Raw genomic sequence first — 18,914 nt, forward strand, 5'->3', positions numbered from 1 at the left:
GCCGTGCGGCCTCCGACACCTCCATGCCGCCATACTTGGACTTCAGCTTGTAAAAGGTCGCCGGGCTCAGGCCGTGCCGACGGCACACCTCCGCCGTCGGCATCCCGGCTTCCTGCTCTTTAATCATCCCGATGATTTGCGCCTCGGTGAAACGGCTCTTACGCATTTGTCTGCTCCTACATAGGTTGGGCAGACTCTACTTCATGGTGAGGGATTTTGCGGGGGGCAGGTCAGACCATATCCTGTTCCTGGTGGGCGTCGTCTTCTTCCTCTACAAAATGAAGGACGTGGCCATCTACGTCAGCCTCTTCGCGCTTGGTCACTCGACCACGATGCTGATGGGGGTATGGTTCGGCTGGGGCGTGAATGCCTATGTCGTGGATGCCATTATCGGCCTGTCCGTCGTCTATAGGAACTCGATAACCTCGGAGCATACCAGCGCTGGTTCGGGGTTCAACCCAATACCAAGGTTGCAACGCTGGTCTTTGGCTTTTTCCACGGTACAGGGCTGGCAACCAAAATCCTTGACTACAACCCGGCAGCCGATCGCCTGATCCTGCCAAGAGATGCAAGACGCTTGATGTGATGATGCGAAACGAAGTCAACCAAGAGCAAGGACACTCCGACGAATGTCGCGGCCCCCAGTGGTCGTTGAGCCGATAGGAACCTCGCTTGCGGAACTCATCAGGGCCAGTGGCAATAGCCACGCAAACAGGCCGGACACACGACTGTACTGACAGACCATCGCAATCGCAAAAATCGCTTGCAATGCAGGAGCCATCCACACAGGACATACGCACCTTGCAAGCCTTTGCGATTAGAATACTTTCTGTGATGTAGTCCGTTCAAGTGGGCGTTGTTGCATTACCCACGCGTGAGATGTGACTTCCACTTTCTCCGTTGTCGTTATGACACGCGTTGGATCTTGGAGGTGACGAGGGCCGAGAAGCGGTTCATGAGGGAAATGCGGATGTGGACTTCGTCGGTCTGGCGGTCGGGGTCTCTGGCGTCGATGCGTTCTCCGAAGGCTTTCAGGCAGCGCATCTTCGCTTCGACCCGACTTCGGGCGTGATAGCCCGTCCAGCGCTTCCTGAAGGCCCGGCCATAGTAGTGGAGGCCCCTCCCCATGCCCAAGCCGGAGCACCCGATGCAGGTGCTCCAGCCGGGGGCGTAATTTACGCATACTCAGACTGCTTGACGCCGATGAGGATCTGCTCCGCGATCTGATCTGCCAGATAGCGGCTGTCTTCTTCGATGCCGAGGAACCGTCCTGACCCCCAGGTGTTAAGCCAGCCAAGACCGATGAAATGCAGCCCTGGTTGCGCAGTCACGCCGCGGTCAAAGACAGGCTTGCCGCGCGCGTCGAACACATCGGCTTCGATCCAGGAATAATCGGGCCGGAACCCGATGGCCCAGAGCACGGAAGAAATTCCCGCCTCCGCCAGATCAATCTCGGTGCGTTCCTCTGCGGGCTCCCAGACTTTTTCGAAGGGCGGTTCGACCGGGGCATCGATGCTTTCCCATTGGATATGGGCGTCGATCTGGTTGCGGATGCCGACGTAGGAGCGGTCCGCGTCATCAAGGTTTTTGGTGAGGTCCGGCAGGAACTTGACCGATGTACCGTCCATGTTCGCAAGGGAGCCATAAAGTTCCACACCGTGATCGACATGGAACTTGCGCAGGTCGATCTCCTTGCCGCCATCGCGTCCGGACATGTAGTGATTGGTCTGGGTCAGCGCCTTGTGCGGGTCCGGGTGCTGGGCAATGGTGACGTTGTAGTGCCCCGCGTCATAAAGCCAGTCGGTGGCATCACGGCCCCGGTACTTGCGGGGGCTGCGCGGCGCCGGGCCGACTGCCAGATGGACGTCGCGGCCCGCACGGGTGAAATCCTCCATTAGCTGCACGCCGGATTGGCCGGTGCCGACGATCAGAACGCCGCCCTCGGGGAACTGCTCGACGTTGCGATAGTCGACCGAGTGCATCTGAAAAATTTCGGGAGACAGGTTCTTGGCATAGGCCGGTTCGATGGGCGTGTCGTATCCGCCAGTGGCGATCACCACCTGCTCGCAGGTCCATGTGCCGACCGAGGTCTCGACGGTAAAGCCATCGTCGCGCGGCACCACCCGGGTGACATCCACGCCTTCGCGCAGGTTCGGCTGGGTCATCTCTGCAAAGGCATCGACATAGGCGGTGATTTCGTCCTTCAGCATGAAACCGTCAGGATCGGTGCCGCCGTACTCCCGGTCATAGTGGAAATCGGGCAGACGGCATTGCCAGTTGGGGGTGACAAGGCAAAAGCTGTCCCAGCGGTTGTTACGCCAGGAGTGGAATTTCTCATGGCGTTCGAAGATGATGCTCTCGATGCCTTTCTGTTTGAGGCAATAGGCTGTCGAAAGCCCGGCTTGACCGCCGCCGACGATGACCACCGGAATATGGGGGATCTGGGTATCTTTCATGGTGCTGTTCCTCATTGCGTGATGTTCAGGCATGTGATGCTGGCGCCGTCCTGTTGCGGAAGGGCGTCTATCTTCGCCTCGATCCGGTCCAGCTGGGCCATGGCAGAGCTGCAGGCGTAGCCGAATTTCCGCTCCACCCGGTTGGAGGCGCGTTGCAGCGCGATGCGGGAGCGGTGCAGGAAGTCTGGGACCGGATAGGTCTGACCGGCTTCAAACAGCTCTGCCACCACGCTGGAGGGGGAATAGAGCTTTTCTTCGCTGCCGTCCGGCCAGCGGACGGTCCAGAATGTTTCAGGCATGGTGGTCTCCAAGATCCAGATAGGGGGTTTGGGCGTGGTCCCAGAACAGCGCGGTCTCTTCCGTGTCGCTCAGGGTGACAGCAGAGCCCGACCTGATGCGACCCATCACGCCTGCGGTTATGTTGCGGCTTTCAAATCGCTGGCACACCTCCTTTGCCTGATCGGCGGGCGCGGTGAGGAGGAAGCCGAAACTCGGGAAGCTGCGCAGCCAGCGCTCCGGCGGCACACCAGCGGGCGGCGTGATTGCGGTCAGGTCGATGTCGAGGCCGACGCCCGAGCATTCCGCCAGCATCAGCGCGGTGCCCACGATGCCGCCCTGGCTGATATCCTTGCCTGCGCGCACCAGCCCGTCTTCGGCGAGTGCAGGCAGTAGCGCCAAGTCCGCGCGCAGCCGGTCGGAGGGGGCCTCTAAAGCGGCGCAGAAATTGTCGAAATTGCGGTAGGCGCCGCGTTGATCTATTGCGGCGATCAGCACATCGCCGGGCATTGCGTCGAAGCTGGTGATCAGGCGCTGCGCCTTTCCGAGCACCGAGGCCGCAAGGCCAAGGGCGGGGGCGGCGAGATTGGTGTGCCCCCCAACCAGCGGCACGCCATAGACAGCTGAGGCGTCGCGCATACCTTCAAGCAGCGGTTTCGCCGCCTCAGCATCCGGGGCCCAGACCTGATCGATCACTGCGGTGGCGCGCCCGCCCATCGCAGCGATGTCCGAAAGGTTCACCATCACCGCGCACCAGCCGGCAAACCACGGATCATCCGCGATAAAGGCGGGGATGAAGCCCTCACCCGCGAAGAGGTCATAGCTGCCGTCGCAGGGCAGGGCGGCGGCATCGTCGCCAGGCCGCCCGGCGGTCTGCGACGTCAGCTCCAGCACCCGCGTGGCATGGGCGATGCCTAGCTTGGAGCGGATGGAGGGATGGCTGCGCAACCGTTCGACAAGCTCTGCGGGCGTCGTCATGACAGATGCTCCCGCACGCGCGGACGGTGATACCAACCAGAGACAGGATCCGGGCAAGGCGGATAATGAACGAGGTCGGCGGCCATCTTCATATGCGGCGTGCCGTGAATGGTGACCTCTTCCAAAGACTGCCAGTGCATCCGGTGAAACAGAGGCACATTCTGCATCTGCACATGGGCCAGGAAACGATCACAGCCCCGCGCATTGGCGCAGCAGACCGCAAGACGGATCAGCTCCGCTCCCAGATGCCCAACCGCGCGGAAATCGCGGTCCACGGCTAGGCGCGAGCCCCACCAGAGCCCCGGTGCCTCTTCGTGAATGCGCACCGTTCCGACCACCTGATCGGCTTCGTGGGCATAGGTAGAGAGCGCCACCAGATGGGTGGCAATCAGGTCGATATCATCCCGGTCGTGATCCGGGAAAATTCCCTGCTCCTTGACGAACACCCGGTGACGCAGTGCGGTTGCGCCCTCGGCCTCGAAGGCCTTTGAGGCGGCGCGGATATAGTAGCCTGGGCATTGAAAATGACGTGGTTCAAGTTCGATCATGCCGGGGCTCCCTTTGCGGGTACCTTTAGCTTTTCATAACTGGATAGTGCCGAGCAGGCACCGCATTTGCCGCAGCCGGCCTTCATCTCGGACGAACGGATCCCGGCCAAGGCGATCATCTGGCCTAGCGGACGCAGGATCGACGCCATGAATTCCGAAGAGGGGCTCGGGTGGCTTTCCAGCGGCGTGCCGGAGATCGGCACGAAGGGCACCACGAAGGGATAGACGCCCATCGCGCAGAGCTTTTCGCCCATATCGAGGATCGCCTCGCGGCTGTCGCCCAGTCCGGCCAGAATATAGGTGGAGACCTGCCCGCGGCCGAAAACCTTCACTGCCGCCTCGAAACTGGAAAAATATTTCTCCAGCGGCACCGATGCCTTGCCCGGCATGATCCGCTGGCGCACCTCGGGCGTCACCGCTTCCAGATGCATGCCCAGCGTGTCGATCCCCGCATCGAACATGCGCTGGTGCCAGGCGTCGTCCTCGGGCGGCTCGCATTGGCCCTGCAGCGGTAGGTCGACGGCGGCCTTGATGGCTTCGGCACTTTCGCACAGCACCTTGGCGCCGCGATCCTTGCCCGCAGGGGTGCCGGTGGTGAGCACCATATGGGTCACGCCATCGAGTTCGACTGCGGCTTTGGCCACCTCGGCCAGTTGGTCCGGCGTCTTGTGCGCGATGGTGCGCCCGGCGGCGAGGCTTTGGCCGATGGAGCAGAACTGACAGGTCTTCTTGCGGCTCTCGTAGCGGATGCAGGTCTGCAGCACGGTGGTCGCGAGCACGTCTTTGGAGTGCAGCGCGGCGATGTGGCTGTAGGGGATGCCGTCCGCCGTCTTCAGCTGGTAGAATTTCGCTGCCGTGGGAAAGCGCACCTCGGCAATGGCAACCCCGTCACGGGTGACGCGGGCTGCGCCGGTCGGGTCGGGGGCGTCCACAATATAGGGGCTGTCGAAGCTCGGTGCGGTATGCACCGGGATCATCACCGTGCGCTCACCAATGGTGATCGCCTTGTGATCCGACGGTCCGGCACCGCCGCGGCGGCTTTCCTGTCCGGCCCGGGGATCGACCAGACGCATGCCGTGGGTCTGCAATTCGGTGATGAGTTCGGCGTGATCAAGCATCCTCACATTCCTCCTGCGGGTCCGGGGTGTGTTCGCTTACGTGTTCGGTAACGTGGCGTGTTGGTGTGACTTGGGCATTGTGATTGAGGGACAGCAGCTCGGGGCGGGCGTAATGGCCAACGCTGTCCATCATCCGCTTGCGCTTGGCGATGAGCTTCATGTCGAGATCGGCAATCAGGATGCCTTCACCAGAGGTCAGAGGTTCGGCCAGATGGCGGCCTTCGGGCGAGATGATGCAGGTCATGCAGCCGCTGTGCATGGCCTTTTGCAACGCCGGATCCGGGTGAATCTGGCTGATCTGTTCTTCACTGAGCCAGCCGGTGGAATTGACCACGAAGCAACCGGATTCGAGCGCGTGATGGCGCATAGTGACTTCAATCTGATCGCGGAAGATGTCGCCGACGAGAGAGCCGGGGTAGTGACCGGCGTGGATTTCTTCGTGCTGGGTCATCAGCGCGTAGCGGGCGAGCGGGTTGTAATGCTCCCAGCAGGCGAGGGCGCCAACGCGGCCCACCTTGGTGTCGACCACCTTGAGCCCGGCGCCATCGCCCTGACCCCAGACCATGCGCTCGTGATAGGTGGGGGTGATCTTGCGGCGCTTCAGCGCCAGCGTGCCGTCGGCGTCGAAGATCAGCTGCGTGTTATAGAGCGAGCCGTGATCCCGTTCGTTCACGCCCAGCACGATGACAATGCCGCGCTTGCGGGCGATATCGGCAATGATTTCGGTCTCCCGCGAGGGCACGACGACCGCTTCCTGCATCAGGTCCAGGTGAGGGGAACCCTGCTGGACCGGTGGCAGCACAAAGCTGAAATAGGGGTAATAGGGCACGAATGTTTCGGGAAAGACGATGAACTGCGCGCCCTTGTCGGCGGCGTCGGCAATTGCGTTGAGCACGCGTTCTATGGTGCCTGCGCGACCGGACAGGTCCGGTGCGATTTGGACGGCGGCGGCGCGGATGGTGTCGGTTCGCATGGCTGTGCCTCTGGTTTCGGGAGGAGCCGAGCCGCCGGAATAGACGGCTCGGGGCCGGGGACCGAACAAGGCCCCCGTGGTGTCGTGGATTAAACCGTCCAGGTGTCGAGGATGACCGCGTCGGCGTTCTTGTGCAGCAGGATGCAGTCGAGCACGTCCTGCGGAGCGATCGGGGTGATGCCGGGCAGCAGCGAGGGTTCGCCGTGGCCGTAGAGCGCTTGCAGCGCAAACCGGCAGGCATAGACCTTGCCGCCTTCGCTCATGAACTTCTTCATGTTCGCGGCATAGTTCTGATGGCCCGGGAAGGCCTCGTCACCCAGAGTCGGGAAACCGCGCTGAATCCCCAGGGTCACGCCGGGACCGTAAAGCAGGATCGAGGTCTCGTAGCCTTTGCGGTTCAAGCGGATGGCATTGAGAATGTTGACCAGGCCGATGGAGCCTTCGAAGGCGACGGTGTGGAAGGTGACAAGGGCCTTCTCGCCTTCTTTTGCTTTGACGTCTTCAAAGACTTTTTCTTCGTAGTTGACGAAGAAATCTCCGTCCTTGTGCGCTTCCTTGGTGACTTCAGGCATTGTGGCCTCCTTGTTGATGGTGTCTACAGGGATGGCGCGGCCAAATTGATTGCATCAATAAGCAGTGTAATCTGCATACAATAAAAGACGCAAAGCGGGTACATCTTCAGGCATTATGCTGGAATTTTGAGCAATTACGCTCCAGGAATCCACGAATTTGACCGAAATACGGTTCAAACGCAGCGCGGGAGTTGCGCTCATCCGGTCAATGATTCCATGAAGGCATACAATTGTCCCATCAATTTTACAGGGGCATCGCATATGACCTCATACCCCTAAGGGCAGGACACAGATGATCGACTGGATTCCCGACGCGCTCGAAAGCGGCAAACCCCGTTACCAGGCCATTGCAGACGCGATCGCAGAGGACATCCGGAGCGGGCGGCTGGGGGATGGCAAGCGGCTGCCGCCGCAGCGACGGCTGGCGGCGGCGCTGGGGATCGACTTTACCACGGTGTCGCGCGCTTATGCCGAGGCCCAGGCGCGTGGACTGGTGGAAAGCCATGTTGGACGCGGTACCTTCGTCAAAAACCATGTGATCACAGACCGCCCCGATCCGTCGCGCGCCGGAGAGGCGGATCTGCTGATGAACATGCCGCCCGAACCCGACGATCCCGGCCTGCGCCGCCGGATGCAGGAGGGGCTGGGATATGTATCGGCCAATCTTATTGATCTGCTGCGCTATCAAAGCGCGACCGGGTCGGAGCGCGATCGGGTGGCCGCCTCAAGCTGGCTCAGCATGCGGGGCATGGTGCCAGCGCTGGAACGCGTTGCGGTCACTCCCGGCGCCCATGCAACAATGGCTGCTATTCTGTCGATCAATACCCAGCCCGGGGATACGGTGCTTTGCGAGGCCATTACATATCCGGGTTTCCGCAGCGTGGCCGGGCGGTTCGGGTTGCGTCTGGTCGGGATCGAGATGGATGAGGACGGCATTCTGCCGGATGCGCTGGATGCGGCCATCCGCGAACACGGGCCCAAAATGCTGTACCTCAACCCGACGCTTCAGAACCCCACTACGCTGACCATGCCTGAAGCCCGGCGCCTGGATGTGGCCGCGGTCTTGCAGCGGCACCAGCTTATGTTGATCGAAGATGATGCCTACGGCTTTATCCCGGCCAAAGGGCCTGCGCCCATCGCACTGTCGGCACCGGAGCTGACCTGGCATATCGGGGGGCTTGCGAAATGCATCGGGGCAGGTTTGCGCCTGGCATTTACGATCGCGCCGACGCCGCGCTGTGCCTATCATTTGGCGCAGGCGATCCGGGCGCTGTCGGTGATGCCCTCACCTCTGTCTATGGCCCTGGTTACCCAGTGGATCGAGGACGGTACCGCAGATGGCATTCGCCGCTTTATCCGGTACGAAAGCGCTGCGCGGCAGGCGATTGCGGCCGAGGTTCTGACAAGTGTCCAATATTGCAGTGCCGACAATGCCTTCAATCTGTGGCTTGAACTGCCTGAGGGCCTGAACCGCGCCGAAGTGGTCGCTCGAATGGCCCGGCGCCAGATCGGGGTGATGCCCTCGGATGCCTTTACCGTTTTGGGCAGTCCGGGCGAACAGCTGCGTGTTTCCCTTGGTGGGCCTGCGTCGCGTGAAAACCTGCGGGAGAACCTGCACTTTCTGGCAAATGCTCTCTCTCCCAATAGCTTTATGGGATGAGCAGGGCGCCCATCAGGAATAATCAGCCCGTTCGTGTTGTTGCTGGCGCGACTGGGGCGTCGAACTCTGGCTGTCGGCGGGCGTTGTTGCATTACCCACGCGTGAGAGGTGACTTCCCCTTACTCCGTTGTCGTTATGACACGCGTTGGACCTCGGCGGTGCCGAGGGCCGAGAAGCGGTTCATAAGGGCAATGCGGATGTGGACTTTGGCGGTCTGGCAGTCGGGGTCTCTGGCGTCGATGCGTTCTCCGAAGGCTTTCAGGCAGCGCATCTTCGCTTCGACCCGACTTCGGGCTTGATAGCCCGTCCAGCGCTTCCAGAAGGCCCGGCCATAGTATCGGATGGCGCGCAGGGTTTCGTTGCGGACGCATGCTGCCGGGCAGTCTTCCTTCCACAATCGACCATTCTTGCGGATCGGAATGATCGGCACCGCGCCGCGCGCGAGGATCGCGCTGTGGCACCGGCGCGTGTCTGAGCTCCCCCCGAAATTCGGACACTGACATAAGCTACGACTTGCAGTCTGCAGATCTTCGACGAGAAAGAGATCAGAGATGTCGAAACGGAAACAGCACGCACCCAAGTTCAAGGCGAAGGTCGCGCTGAACAAGGCCATCCACAAGTTCGGCCCGCTCGAGATAATGAATACCGATCAAGGATCTCAGTTTACCTCCTTTGCTTGGACGGACCGGCTTCGCCGATGCGGCGTGCGGATCTCAATGGGCGGAAAGGGGGGGCCTCCCCTCTCGGGACATTGCTGCGCAATGCCCTGCCGGGCAGCGGACCAACATCTTCATCGAGAGATTATGGCGGACACTGGAATACGAATGCGTCTACCTGCACGCTTGGGAGACCGGTTCGGAAACGAAAGCGGCCATCCGGAAATAGATGACCTTCTACAACCACCAGCGCTCTCATTCAGCCCTTGGCGGCAAGCCTCCGGCGCTGGTCTACTGGCAGAGAAATGACATCTACCAACCCGATCAGCAGGTGCAACGGGTAGCTTAAATTACGCCAGATCATGTCCAAGAGATGGGGAGTAGCTCAGCTGCCCGTCAACGCATCCTGCACGACCGTCGGCTAAGCGCAGATAGCGACCTTTGCAAAGTCGGCGGATCTGGCGACATGGCGAGGGATCCATGCCGCAGGCGCGCAAGGAAGAGCTGACCTTCGCCGCAGGCGCAGCCGCCGACCACCTTCGAACGGCGGGAACGCGGACAAAGCGGTGATTTGAACTCAAGGCCCCTACTCCAGTTCCTTGGCTAGATACTGGATTTCCTCGCTTGAGAAAACAGAACCGCTGGCGAGGCGAACGACTGCTTCCGAAACAAGTTTGGGATCAACGTTTAGGGCTCTTTCGGAATTGGCTATTACGGAGAAGTCCTTTGGTTCACAGGAAAAAATACTCCTTCGCCCAAAGTCATCAATAAATTCTGTGAAGCCCGCAAGGTTCAGAACTGTCGCAGATTTTTCAAGGTCGCCACTGCACATATTGTCAAAGACCTTCATCGGCCCGCTTCCGCGTGGGTTTTCTATGCAGAAGTGCATGTCAAAGATGCAGCGGGCGATCGCAAGAATTCTGCCTGCGTGTGTGTTTTCCGGGGCTGGCAACCAAGGCGGATATTCCATGTTTCAAACTATGACGACGCAATTTCTGGGAGGCAAGCACCGCTCCGGGCTCGACACCGGACCTGCGCCGCTGCGGCAAGGGGCGCGTAGCGATATCGCACCTGGTCCCCGCCATCAAATGCCAGCCAGCCCTTATGTATGTGCAAGGTCACAAAGCCCTTGAGGGATTTCACATAAGCTTGGTCTCCAATTTAGCACTTCCTTAGCAAACCTCACGGTAATGTTCCCTCGCGCCTTGGGAAACGGGGGGGCGCGGAAGCCGGATGGCTTAACGCATAGTCAGAAAGACGTCAGAGACGCCCTTCGGGGCATCAAACACGCGAGACGAAACGTCTCATATTGCTAAAGGAATAAAAGCTATGACCAGCATTCTGACGAACAACGGCGCAATGGTCGCTCTGCAGACTCTGAACTCCATCAACATGAACCTGGAGAGCACCCAGAACGCGATTTCCACCGGTAAGGACGTCGCAACTGCCAAGGACAACTCGGCCATCTGGGCGATCTCGAAAGTCATGGAATCGGATGTTGCAGGTTTCAACGCCGTGGGCGACTCGCTGGCTCTGGGTGAATCCACGGTGGCGGTGGCAACGGCCGGGGCCGAACAGATCACCGACCTTCTGAAGGAAATGAAGGAAAAAGTGGTCAATGCAACTGGGGAGAACGTGGACAACGGGAAACTCGAAGCTGAAGTCACCGAGCTGAAAAACCAGATCACCTCGATCATCACAGGGTCGCAGTTTAATGGTGCGAACCTGCTGAACACCGCTGGCGGCGATCTGACCGTTCTGTCCTCGCTGGACCGCGATTCCACGGGTACAGTCACCGCGTCGAACATCACCGTAAGCTCGGTTGATTTTGAAGCCAGCCTGGACCTGACAACCGTAGTGGTCGACACTGCCGCAAACGCTGAAGCTTCCATCGACGACATTGAGGCTCTGATTCAGACTGCGGTTGACGGCGCCGCCGCCCTGGGGGCTTCGGCAGCCCGCATCGAGAAGCAGTCCGAATTCGTCTCAAAGGTGTCTGATGCGATGAAGAGCGGCATCGGTGCGCTGGTCGATACTGATATGGAAGAAGCATCCGCCCGATTGAAGGCGTTGCAAACCCAGCAACAGCTGGGTGTACAGGCTCTGTCGATTGCCAACTCGGCGCCACAGACACTGCAGCAGCTGTTCCGTTAAGCGATCTGATCCGGGGCGCGCCAAGCGCGTCCCGGTCTTTACCCCAGCCCCTCACCGATGACTTGGGCTGTTCATAGCAGCCCTTACCAGAGTTTAGGCGCTGGAATAGTTTCTGCCAGTCTTGCGGGGCGGCGCTCCAGCCCCAATCACGACATTCATTCAAGGCACAGCGAAGGCACTGCTGCGTGCGCGAAAGGCTTCCTGAAGGCGGACCTTCAAGTCTGCTCAGTTGACCCAGGGGATGCTGCGCCCGGCATCAAGGTCAGCGAAGCGCAAGAAGCGGATTTGCAAAGTATGTAATGAGTGCCATGCAGTAGGGCATAGCGACCGAAAGCTACCGTTCAGCCAGAGGTCTACGCATCGGCTGCCTCGACCGACGTGGTCGCTTGAATTGACCACTTTAGAACGTCGTTTCAGATACCGGGCACGACCTATTCAGTGTTCCATCGCTCACTGTCCGGCGCGAATTGCCTCCCCGGGATGAACATCCGCGTTCAATTCTCCATCACGGATCACCGGATGTCCGTTGACAATAACATGTACGAAGCCTTTGGAGGCGAGGCTGTTCGTCCCAGCGTCGTACCCTGCCATTCCATTCACTTCGTCTGGATCGAAGATAGTGATATCAGCGAATGTTCCCGCTTGAAGCCGACCACGTTTTGCCATTGACGGGGCGAAAGGCTCAAGGAATTCAGCTTGCAAATAGGCTGTTTTGGCGATGATCTGCGGCATGGTCAGGGTGCCATCGTCGATCGCGATCCTGAGGTATTTGCCAAACGTGCCTGCGCTGCGTGGGTGGCCAAGACCAGCTCCGAATGGTGCGTCAAAAGGCAATGAATGCCCGTCATCATCAACCAGAGGCATACCATCGCTGCCGATGATGATGTCCGGATGCAAGATGGCGGCCATCATGTCGGGTTCTTTTATGTGCTCCATCACGAAGAAGCCATCGGGACGTTCGGCGCGATATTTGTTGAAAGTCTCCTCGGTCAGCGTTTCCCCGGTTTCGACCCAAATTAAATCCGAATAGTCCATGCCGGTCCGTTCCTGCCACCCCGGAGAGAGTATCTCGGCGGCGATGAAGCTTGAACCTTTCACATAGGGAAAGGCTTCTCCCAGGATCGTCGCGCCATTCGCGTTGCCCCGGTCAACCATGGCAAGCGCGGCTTTTGTATCGGATAGGGCGTTTGTCGGAATGTGGTGCAATACCAGTGGCACGTCATATGCCATCGACAAGGCAATGAATTCTTGCTGCCCTAACACTCCACTAGGGGCAATGTTGCTAAGGTAGCGGGGATGAGTGGTCAGGAAACTGTGGTTGTCAGACGCAACGCGCGCCATCCGAGCGATACCTTCACTGCGGGCGGATGGATAGTATCCGACCATGACGCCAATCCCGAGTCCACCATTATGAATTCCGTCTGTAACCAAATCATCGATCTGATCCAGTTGTTCATCCGTGGCTTGGTTGACGGACCATTGATTGCCAGTCTTACCCGCCTTTTGCAGAGCGTGGGTCATCATTGGGCTGCCGTGGGACTCTACGCCATCCATCAACAATAGACGGGCAGAAGCATGGCCAACCGACGCTCCATAATTCGCCAGCGAGATTCCAGCCTTGGCTTCATAGTAGTCCGAAAGCGGCAGGGCGCCCGCTTCAAGGTCCATTTGTGTCGTGCGACCGTCGAAGATGGAAACCTTCTCGCTGTAGGGGTCCTGGCCATGGGCATGAAAATCGATGAAACCCGGAGCGGCGATCAACCCGCTGGCGTCAATCACGTCAGCACCGCTGATCGCGTTTGGTGTTACGATGGCGATCTCGTTGCCAGAAATGCCGATATTGCGAACTTGGTCCAGCATCGTTTCGGGATCGACGACGCGCGCGCCAGTGATGACTAGATCGTAACGTTCCTCTGCTGAAACAATATTAGACATCACTCCAATGGCGACGGCCATGGTGATCGTACGTATCATATCAAATCTCCAAGCTTGTAGAAAAATGGGCGGACTACCGACAGGCGAAGTCCAGCAAATCTGTATGTGAACGAGCAGCAGCCACCGTGTAGAATCCAAACACTGGACCGCACCCCAAAAGGGCGATGTGAGTTTTGTTCGCTTCAACATTAGACTGTGGTACTGAGGCGGGACTTTGACCGAGATCAAACCGCTTGATCAGCAACAGGACCGATGTGGGATCCGGTCAGCTCGGCGCGCCATGTTCACTGCCACGCATGATCTCGGTTCGTTCCACCTTTCTTGACCCTTTTGCCTCAACAAGGATGCTAAACACCAGCTGCGTAAGGGCGCTGGCTGAATGGTTGCTTTGGGCTGTTCCCCGCAGCCCACAATGCTCATGTGCTTGCTGCAGCCTGTCCTAAAGGCAGCGTACGAAGCAGTTCGAACTTCACGCGATTAGCGCTGACCTGGCGATAAAAGGCGATCAGAAATGCCGTCGGCGCTTGCAGTCGACTCAATCCTAGGGTCGCGGCCACGACCGTGCCGACATCCGTTCTACCCTCAAGAACAAGCACTCCGCCCAGCATGAAGACAAAGGCCGTGCCTGCACCATTGATGGCGCTCAGAATGAACTTCGTCGACAGCTTCCAGTGAAACATGGTGCGTCTGGTTTCATAGATACGGTCGAAGTCTTCCTTCACCGAAGTCACGACAGCGCGTAGCCCAGTCTCTGTCAGCTGGTCAGCCGCGCGCCGCAGGATCTTCACCCGCTTGGCTAGCAACATGTTCACCTTGCTCTGAGAGAAGACCACGATCCCGATCTGCGGAACCAGCATCGAAAGCGCTACGACACCCAGCACGGGTTGCGTTGATGCGATGAAGCCGATCACGCTGATCAAGGTCCCCAACTGCATCACCGGTTCCGAGATGGCGGACCCGGTGAACATGCCAAGCTCTTCGGCTTCGGCCGAAATCGCGGTCGACAGTGCGCCGGTGCGAACACGACCGTTTATTCCTTGTTCACTGACGGCCCCATCCAGCAGTCTGCTGCGAAGTAGACGAATGACGTCCTCCCCAAGGATCTGAGATCGGTATCCCATAAGCCACTTCAGGCCAAGGCTGAGCAGGACCACGCCCATCATGCCGCCCCCGAGAATGAAGAGCTCCGACGTGTCAAAAGAGCCTTCGGTCAGAAGGTTCACGATGTCCTGCTGAAACTTGAGCGGCGCGGCCGCGAGTGCGGCTATGGACAGAGAAAGCAGGATCAGTACAATCTGGCGCGGAGCGCTTACGCGCCAAATCGCGGAATAAAGCTGAAGCATCTTGCCCCCCTTTGCGTGGTCGGCCAGAGACACAGTCGCGCCAAGGTCGGCATAGCACAACTCTGAATCATTCGCGTCCCTTCACCAACCGGCCTGTTTGTCCCCCTAGGCGCAATGTGGATTGTAGGGTGCGTTACGGGTGAGAACGGCCCACACCTGGCACAGCTGCCAAGCAAAGAGTTGCCAATTTGACGATAGGGACGGATTGGCAATGTCCATTTTCCGCACTTCGCTTACGCGTGAGCGAAGTGCGGAAAATGGAAAACGGATATCCGAACCCGGCATGGAAACAAACGAAGCGCCACGCTCTCTGCCTTGGCGGAATAGTCCGGTGGCGCCAAACGGCTTGTCTGAACTGGCCACGCCAACGAAGTGCTTGTCCCAAGCAGCCCGGCCCATTTCAGTTCGAACAGCCTCTCTGAAATCCGTTGTCACAATGCGCTTTCAGACGTTGGGTATCGTCGCTTGTCCAGCCCTTGGGTTCGGTAACCTGCACCCACGGGCCGATATAGTCCTGTGCATAGTAGGCATGGCCGTGCCCGGGCGGCGAGCCGAAGGACAGCGCCAGATCCAAAGCCAACTGAAACTGGGTCACTATAGGCATAAAGAAAAAGTGCTTGGACATATCATCCGCGGGCGGGTCACGCATCCATTGAGGTCGACGCCAAAGAGACGCCGGATCGTAGAAGACGACCGGATCACTGGAATACTGCAGAAAGACAATGCGCATAGGGCCCCAGGCGGAAGGTGACCCGGACGCATCGCTGGTGCGTGAAGCGTAGCGCACCAGCGAACCATCTCCGATCTGCGGTAAAACCCAGGAACTGCCAGGATTGCGATGTTTCTGGACGTAGTTCCAAAAATTCGAGGGAAACGGCGGACCTGCCCAGAAAGCCCCATCAATCGGGTCGTCCAGCAGCCGAAAAAGATTGGTTGCATGCATTGAGGACCAGGCACCGAGGCTGAGGCCATGCATGTAGAGCCGCGGACGGGCGCCCTCTGGAAGTGTTTTCCAGTACCGGTGAACAACCTCCTGAAGCGCAGTAGCTTGCTCGAGACCGGTACTGGTCTCAAGGATCAGCGCCAGTGGCGACTGTAGATACGAATACTGTACGGCAACCGTGGCGATGTCACCGTTGTGCATGTATTCGACCGGATCATGCGACCCAGGGTCCATCCAACCGGTTCCGGTGGGGCTCGCCACGATCAGAACCTCACGCTCGAAGGCGCCCAGACGGCGCAGTTCAGCCAGTGCCAATTCCGCACGTTCGCGGGGCGTGGCCGCATTGGCACGGCCGACATACACCCGGATCGGATCGCGCGCTGACCGTCCCGTGAATGCAGTTATGCCTTCTGCATCAGGCCCCGACATAATGAAATCCCGGCCCGGCTTTCCGATTGCCTTCCAGTCGATCAAGGAAGCTGTGCTTCCGCTTCTCCACAGGTCGGTCGGCGGTGGCGGGGCGTCATCGAACAGAGCCTGCGCCGCTTCATAGCTTTCATCAAGGACTGCGATGGTCCGGTCCAGAATGCCATCTCGTGTGACCACGAAGAGGATCAGTACGACTGCGATCAGACTGAACACATTCGCCCTTCGTGGCGGCATCACCCGATAGAAGCGCGCCCGGATCAGCCGGAACAGCGATGCGACGAGCCGCCCGAGCACAAAGGCGCAGACGAGTGTCGCGGCCGCAATGATCGAGATCCACGCGAGGTGCAAAGCGTCGGCTGGCTCCATCCCCATTTTCTGGCGGAGATCGTTCTGCCAAGTCAGACTGGAAGCCAAAACCCACAGGAACATCACAACAATCGCCCCGGACACGATCCAGATCAGCACATTCGCCGGACCGCGCGACAAGCGCGGCAGGTCACCGGCGTTCCACATGAGTGCAACGATCTGGCCGACCAGATATCCGAGCGCCGTGACCAACCCGCCAAGCACGCCCTGCAACTCGGGGCCACGTGGAATCAGGGACGGCGTCAGAGAGGCCGCGAAGAACAACAGGCCAAGCAGAAGGCAAGGAACTGAAATCGGGCCGAAGATTAGTGAAAGGATTCTCTTAGTCATCCAACTTTGTCCTTGGTGCCAACGCGCGGCTGCAGAACTGATCTTTCGCAAAACCTAGCCAGTGTCGGTTGCTTGCGAAACTGGGGCGGTGCCCATTCCGTCAACAGGCCCAGCTGCGTGTCTGCTGGCCGAAGCGCCAATCGCACCAGGCTGTTCGATCCACAGGACATCAGAACCATCGCTTTGACCAGCTAAAGAGCGGCAAACACGCCGACGAGCAGTACATTGGCGAGGTCAATAAAAAACTTGGAAACGAGGGGCAGGACGATGAAGACCAAAGGAGCGGGCCCAAAATGCTTGGTGATGCGTTCAGGACGAGTAGACCCTTCTACCATCCATCCAGGTTTCGAGAACGCTGATGTTTTTGATAGCGTCGGGAGGTACATCGCGCGGATCCTTTTCGAGGATGACCATGTCGGCAAGCTTGCCCGGTTCAAGACTGCCGACCTCGTGATCGGAAAATAGTTGCCATGCGGCCTCGGAGGTGAGCGCCCGGATCGCAGATTCAACCGATATCGTCTCCTGCGGCGCCAGAATGTAATCCGGCTCTTTCCAGGTGCGCCGGGTGACGGCCATCTCAATCATGTGCAGCGGGTTCGGGTCGGTCACCATGAAATCCGAATGCAGAGTGAAACCAACCCCGGCTTCTTCGACGCTTCGGCATCGGTCTAGCAACTGCGCCTTTTCCTCCCCAAATACCTCGTCACGCATCGCGACGCCCCAGTAGTGAACGTGACCGATCAGAAAGCTCGCCGACACACCGAGCTGCTGCATCCGTTCGATCTGGTCGTCGTGAAGTATCGAGCAATGCTCGATCCGCGGACGGACCCGGGACATGTCGACACCAGCATCAACAAGCGCCTGACAGGTGTCCAGCACATTATCGATCGCCGCATCGCCATTGCCGTGGATCGCAAGGTGCCAGCCCTTCCCGGCCCGCTCAAGCGCCATTGCGGTCAATTCATCAGGTTCCATATAGGCAAGGCCCCGGTCTTCGCTGTTCAGGTATGGTTCGCGCTGCAGTCCGGTGAACCCCTGGTTCGAGCCATCTGCCACCAGTTTGAAGCCCGCGATGCGGGCCATGGCATCCCCGTCCCCCTGATGGATACCCGCCTCGTCCCAGGCTTCGGTTCCCAAGGTATAGAAAGGATAGGCGCGGATTCGCGCCTTGAGGCGCCCGGATTGCGCCGCTGCAGCCATCACCTGCGCGTCCGCAGGCGACTGCGCTAGCGCGCCAAGGCTGAGTTCCGAGACCGTCGTGAGGCCGACCGCGCCCCATTTTTCCAGCAGCCCAATCAGGCCTTCCACCGGATCGGCCTCCATCATGCCCGGGTAGTGCGAGGCAACCTGCAGGAACGCCACGTTGTTCTTCATGAAGCCGTTCAGGTTACCCTCAGCATCGCGGACAAACTCTCCGCCCGAAGGATTTTCGATGTCATTGGGGATCCCGGAGACTTCGAAGGCCTTGGAGTTGGCATAGGCCAGGTGCCCCGAGGCGTTTAAAACGAAAATCGGGTGCTCGGTTGAGATTGGATCCAGCTCGGCAAAGGTCAGCGCATCCGGTCCTTCCTGAACCGCAGGGTCGAAGTTGCGGAAAACCAGCCATTCACCCGCAGGCGTTTCCGCTGCGCGCTTTGCGATGTGGTCCAGCACTTCGGCGGCGGTCGTGAAGCGGGCCATGCCGACATAGTCCATGATGGAGTCCACCACGGAACCGGAAATAACATGGGAGTGAGCATCGATGAAGCCGGGCAAGACAGTCTTACCTTCAAGGTCGACGATCTTGGCATCCGCGCCAGCCACTGCGCGAACCTCACCGTCGGTTCCCACTGCCAGAATACGGTTACCGCGAAGAGCAATCGCTTCGACCTCGGAGAAATCATCATCGACGGTAAGCACATTGCCGTTGGTGAAGACGGTGACTGACTGCGACTGCGCTCTGGCGCCCCTTCCCATAACGGCTGCCAACCCTACACCGGCGGCACTCGTCTTCATGAAATCCCGACGCCCCATGCTGGTCCAGTTGATACCCCAGTTGCAGGACCAGCCTGTGCCACTCTCAGCCGCGGCTTTCAGCTTGCTGACGTTTCGGCTCACTTCAAACAACTTTCCAAAGGTGCCACTGCAGCACGGGCAACCAAACTTGTCTTGGGTCATGGGCTCATTCCTTTTCGGTC

At 59.2% G+C, this 18,914-nt stretch carries 15 protein-coding genes and 3 pseudogenes; 3 read left to right on the forward strand and 15 right to left on the reverse strand.

Annotation, left to right across the window (positions count from 1 at the left end; genetic code table 11):
* Positions 1–166 (reverse strand): transposase (locus SM764_RS21410; RefSeq protein ID WP_369002184.1); only part of this gene is annotated, 166 nt, incomplete at its 3' end.
* A 67-nt stretch (positions 167–233) separates the two neighbouring features.
* Here SM764_RS21410 and SM764_RS21415 point away from each other — a divergent pair.
* Positions 234–556: pseudogene (locus SM764_RS21415) on the forward strand (HupE/UreJ family protein); the annotation flags it as partial.
* A gap of 350 nt (positions 557–906) precedes the next feature.
* On the opposite strand, the pseudogene SM764_RS21420 reads toward SM764_RS21415, so the two are convergent.
* From SM764_RS21420 to SM764_RS21455, 8 genes and pseudogenes are all read right to left on the reverse strand, one after another.
* Positions 907–1,122 (reverse strand): annotated as a pseudogene (locus SM764_RS21420) (IS5/IS1182 family transposase); the annotation flags it as partial.
* A gap of 53 nt (positions 1,123–1,175) precedes the next feature.
* Positions 1,176–2,456 carry an MSMEG_0569 family flavin-dependent oxidoreductase gene (locus tag SM764_RS21425; RefSeq protein WP_369002725.1) on the reverse strand — a complete coding sequence of 427 codons (1,281 nt, stop codon included), beginning with the start codon at positions 2,454–2,456 and terminating at the stop codon, positions 1,176–1,178.
* Positions 2,457–2,467: 11 nt separating this feature from the next.
* On the reverse strand, positions 2,468–2,755 hold the full coding sequence (locus tag SM764_RS21430) for an MSMEG_0570 family nitrogen starvation response protein (protein ID WP_274832306.1): 288 nt from the start codon (positions 2,753–2,755) through the stop codon (positions 2,468–2,470).
* Complete coding sequence (locus SM764_RS21435) at positions 2,748–3,710, reverse strand: sll0787 family AIR synthase-like protein (protein ID WP_369002726.1); 963 nt, start codon at positions 3,708–3,710, stop codon at positions 2,748–2,750. The genes SM764_RS21430 and SM764_RS21435 overlap by 8 nt, the downstream gene beginning before the upstream one ends.
* Positions 3,707–4,258, reverse strand: a complete 552-nt coding sequence (locus SM764_RS21440) for an MSMEG_0567/Sll0786 family nitrogen starvation N-acetyltransferase (protein WP_369002727.1) — start codon at positions 4,256–4,258, stop codon at positions 3,707–3,709. The genes SM764_RS21435 and SM764_RS21440 overlap by 4 nt, the downstream gene beginning before the upstream one ends.
* Complete coding sequence (locus tag SM764_RS21445; RefSeq protein ID WP_369002728.1) at positions 4,255–5,376, reverse strand: MSMEG_0568 family radical SAM protein; 1,122 nt, start codon at positions 5,374–5,376, stop codon at positions 4,255–4,257. Before SM764_RS21445 ends, SM764_RS21440 begins: the two co-directional genes overlap by 4 nt.
* Positions 5,369–6,349: a Nit6803 family nitrilase gene (locus SM764_RS21450; RefSeq protein WP_369002729.1), complete on the reverse strand. Its 981-nt coding sequence runs from the start codon at positions 6,347–6,349 to the stop codon at positions 5,369–5,371. Before SM764_RS21450 ends, SM764_RS21445 begins: the two co-directional genes overlap by 8 nt.
* Before the next feature lie 89 nt (positions 6,350–6,438).
* On the reverse strand, positions 6,439–6,921 hold the full coding sequence (locus SM764_RS21455; protein WP_274830929.1) for an MSMEG_0572/Sll0783 family nitrogen starvation response protein: 483 nt from the start codon (positions 6,919–6,921) through the stop codon (positions 6,439–6,441).
* Between the two features lie 292 nt (positions 6,922–7,213).
* Between SM764_RS21455 and SM764_RS21460 the strand changes: the two genes are divergently transcribed.
* Positions 7,214–8,581 (forward strand): aminotransferase-like domain-containing protein, encoded by a 1,368-nt coding sequence (locus tag SM764_RS21460; RefSeq protein WP_369002730.1) that lies wholly within the window; start codon positions 7,214–7,216, stop codon positions 8,579–8,581.
* 133 nt (positions 8,582–8,714) lie between these two features.
* Here the strand turns inward: SM764_RS21460 and SM764_RS21465 are convergent.
* Both SM764_RS21465 and SM764_RS21475 read right to left on the reverse strand, forming a co-directional pair.
* Positions 8,715–9,062, reverse strand: a pseudogene (locus SM764_RS21465) (transposase); the annotation flags it as partial.
* Positions 9,063–9,823: 761 nt separating this feature from the next.
* Positions 9,824–10,087 (reverse strand): hypothetical protein, encoded by a 264-nt coding sequence (locus tag SM764_RS21475; protein ID WP_274832312.1) that lies wholly within the window; start codon positions 10,085–10,087, stop codon positions 9,824–9,826.
* A gap of 479 nt (positions 10,088–10,566) precedes the next feature.
* On the opposite strand from SM764_RS21475, the gene SM764_RS21480 reads away from it, so the two are divergent.
* Positions 10,567–11,391: a flagellin N-terminal helical domain-containing protein gene (locus SM764_RS21480; RefSeq protein ID WP_065271064.1), complete on the forward strand. Its 825-nt coding sequence runs from the start codon at positions 10,567–10,569 to the stop codon at positions 11,389–11,391.
* 450 nt (positions 11,392–11,841) lie between these two features.
* Here SM764_RS21480 and SM764_RS21485 read toward each other — a convergent pair whose 3' ends face one another.
* The 4 genes from SM764_RS21485 to SM764_RS21500 form a co-directional block, all read right to left on the reverse strand.
* Positions 11,842–13,365 carry an amidohydrolase family protein gene (locus SM764_RS21485; protein ID WP_369002731.1) on the reverse strand — a complete coding sequence of 508 codons (1,524 nt, stop codon included), beginning with the start codon at positions 13,363–13,365 and terminating at the stop codon, positions 11,842–11,844.
* A 377-nt stretch (positions 13,366–13,742) separates the two neighbouring features.
* Positions 13,743–14,669: an ABC transporter transmembrane domain-containing protein gene (locus SM764_RS21490; protein WP_369002732.1), complete on the reverse strand. Its 927-nt coding sequence runs from the start codon at positions 14,667–14,669 to the stop codon at positions 13,743–13,745.
* 400 nt (positions 14,670–15,069) lie between these two features.
* Positions 15,070–16,737 carry an alpha/beta hydrolase gene (locus SM764_RS21495; protein WP_369002733.1) on the reverse strand — a complete coding sequence of 556 codons (1,668 nt, stop codon included), beginning with the start codon at positions 16,735–16,737 and terminating at the stop codon, positions 15,070–15,072.
* A 309-nt stretch (positions 16,738–17,046) separates the two neighbouring features.
* Positions 17,047–18,834: an amidohydrolase gene (locus SM764_RS21500; protein WP_369002734.1), complete on the reverse strand. Its 1,788-nt coding sequence runs from the start codon at positions 18,832–18,834 to the stop codon at positions 17,047–17,049.
* Positions 18,835–18,914 lie beyond the last annotated feature (80 nt).

Origin of the sequence: Pseudophaeobacter sp. 1A16562, from assembly GCF_041008785.1 — a bacterium.
Taxonomy (GTDB): domain Bacteria; phylum Pseudomonadota; class Alphaproteobacteria; order Rhodobacterales; family Rhodobacteraceae; genus Phycobacter; species Phycobacter gallaeciensis_A.

Coding starts and splice junctions, on each gene's coding strand:
- SM764_RS21425 (WP_369002725.1), bottom strand. CDS start 2,456: ATGAAAGATACCCAGATCCCCCATATTCCGGTGGTCATCGTCGGCGGC.
- SM764_RS21430 (WP_274832306.1), bottom strand. CDS start 2,755: ATGCCTGAAACATTCTGGACCGTCCGCTGGCCGGACGGCAGCGAAGAA.
- SM764_RS21435 (WP_369002726.1), bottom strand. CDS start 3,710: ATGACGACGCCCGCAGAGCTTGTCGAACGGTTGCGCAGCCATCCCTCC.
- SM764_RS21440 (WP_369002727.1), bottom strand. CDS start 4,258: ATGATCGAACTTGAACCACGTCATTTTCAATGCCCAGGCTACTATATC.
- SM764_RS21445 (WP_369002728.1), bottom strand. CDS start 5,376: ATGCTTGATCACGCCGAACTCATCACCGAATTGCAGACCCACGGCATG.
- SM764_RS21450 (WP_369002729.1), bottom strand. CDS start 6,349: ATGCGAACCGACACCATCCGCGCCGCCGCCGTCCAAATCGCACCGGAC.
- SM764_RS21455 (WP_274830929.1), bottom strand. CDS start 6,921: ATGCCTGAAGTCACCAAGGAAGCGCACAAGGACGGAGATTTCTTCGTC.
- SM764_RS21460 (WP_369002730.1), top strand. CDS start 7,214: ATGATCGACTGGATTCCCGACGCGCTCGAAAGCGGCAAACCCCGTTAC.
- SM764_RS21475 (WP_274832312.1), bottom strand. CDS start 10,087: ATGAAGGTCTTTGACAATATGTGCAGTGGCGACCTTGAAAAATCTGCG.
- SM764_RS21480 (WP_065271064.1), top strand. CDS start 10,567: ATGACCAGCATTCTGACGAACAACGGCGCAATGGTCGCTCTGCAGACT.
- SM764_RS21485 (WP_369002731.1), bottom strand. CDS start 13,365: ATGATACGTACGATCACCATGGCCGTCGCCATTGGAGTGATGTCTAAT.
- SM764_RS21490 (WP_369002732.1), bottom strand. CDS start 14,669: ATGCTTCAGCTTTATTCCGCGATTTGGCGCGTAAGCGCTCCGCGCCAG.
- SM764_RS21495 (WP_369002733.1), bottom strand. CDS start 16,737: ATGACTAAGAGAATCCTTTCACTAATCTTCGGCCCGATTTCAGTTCCT.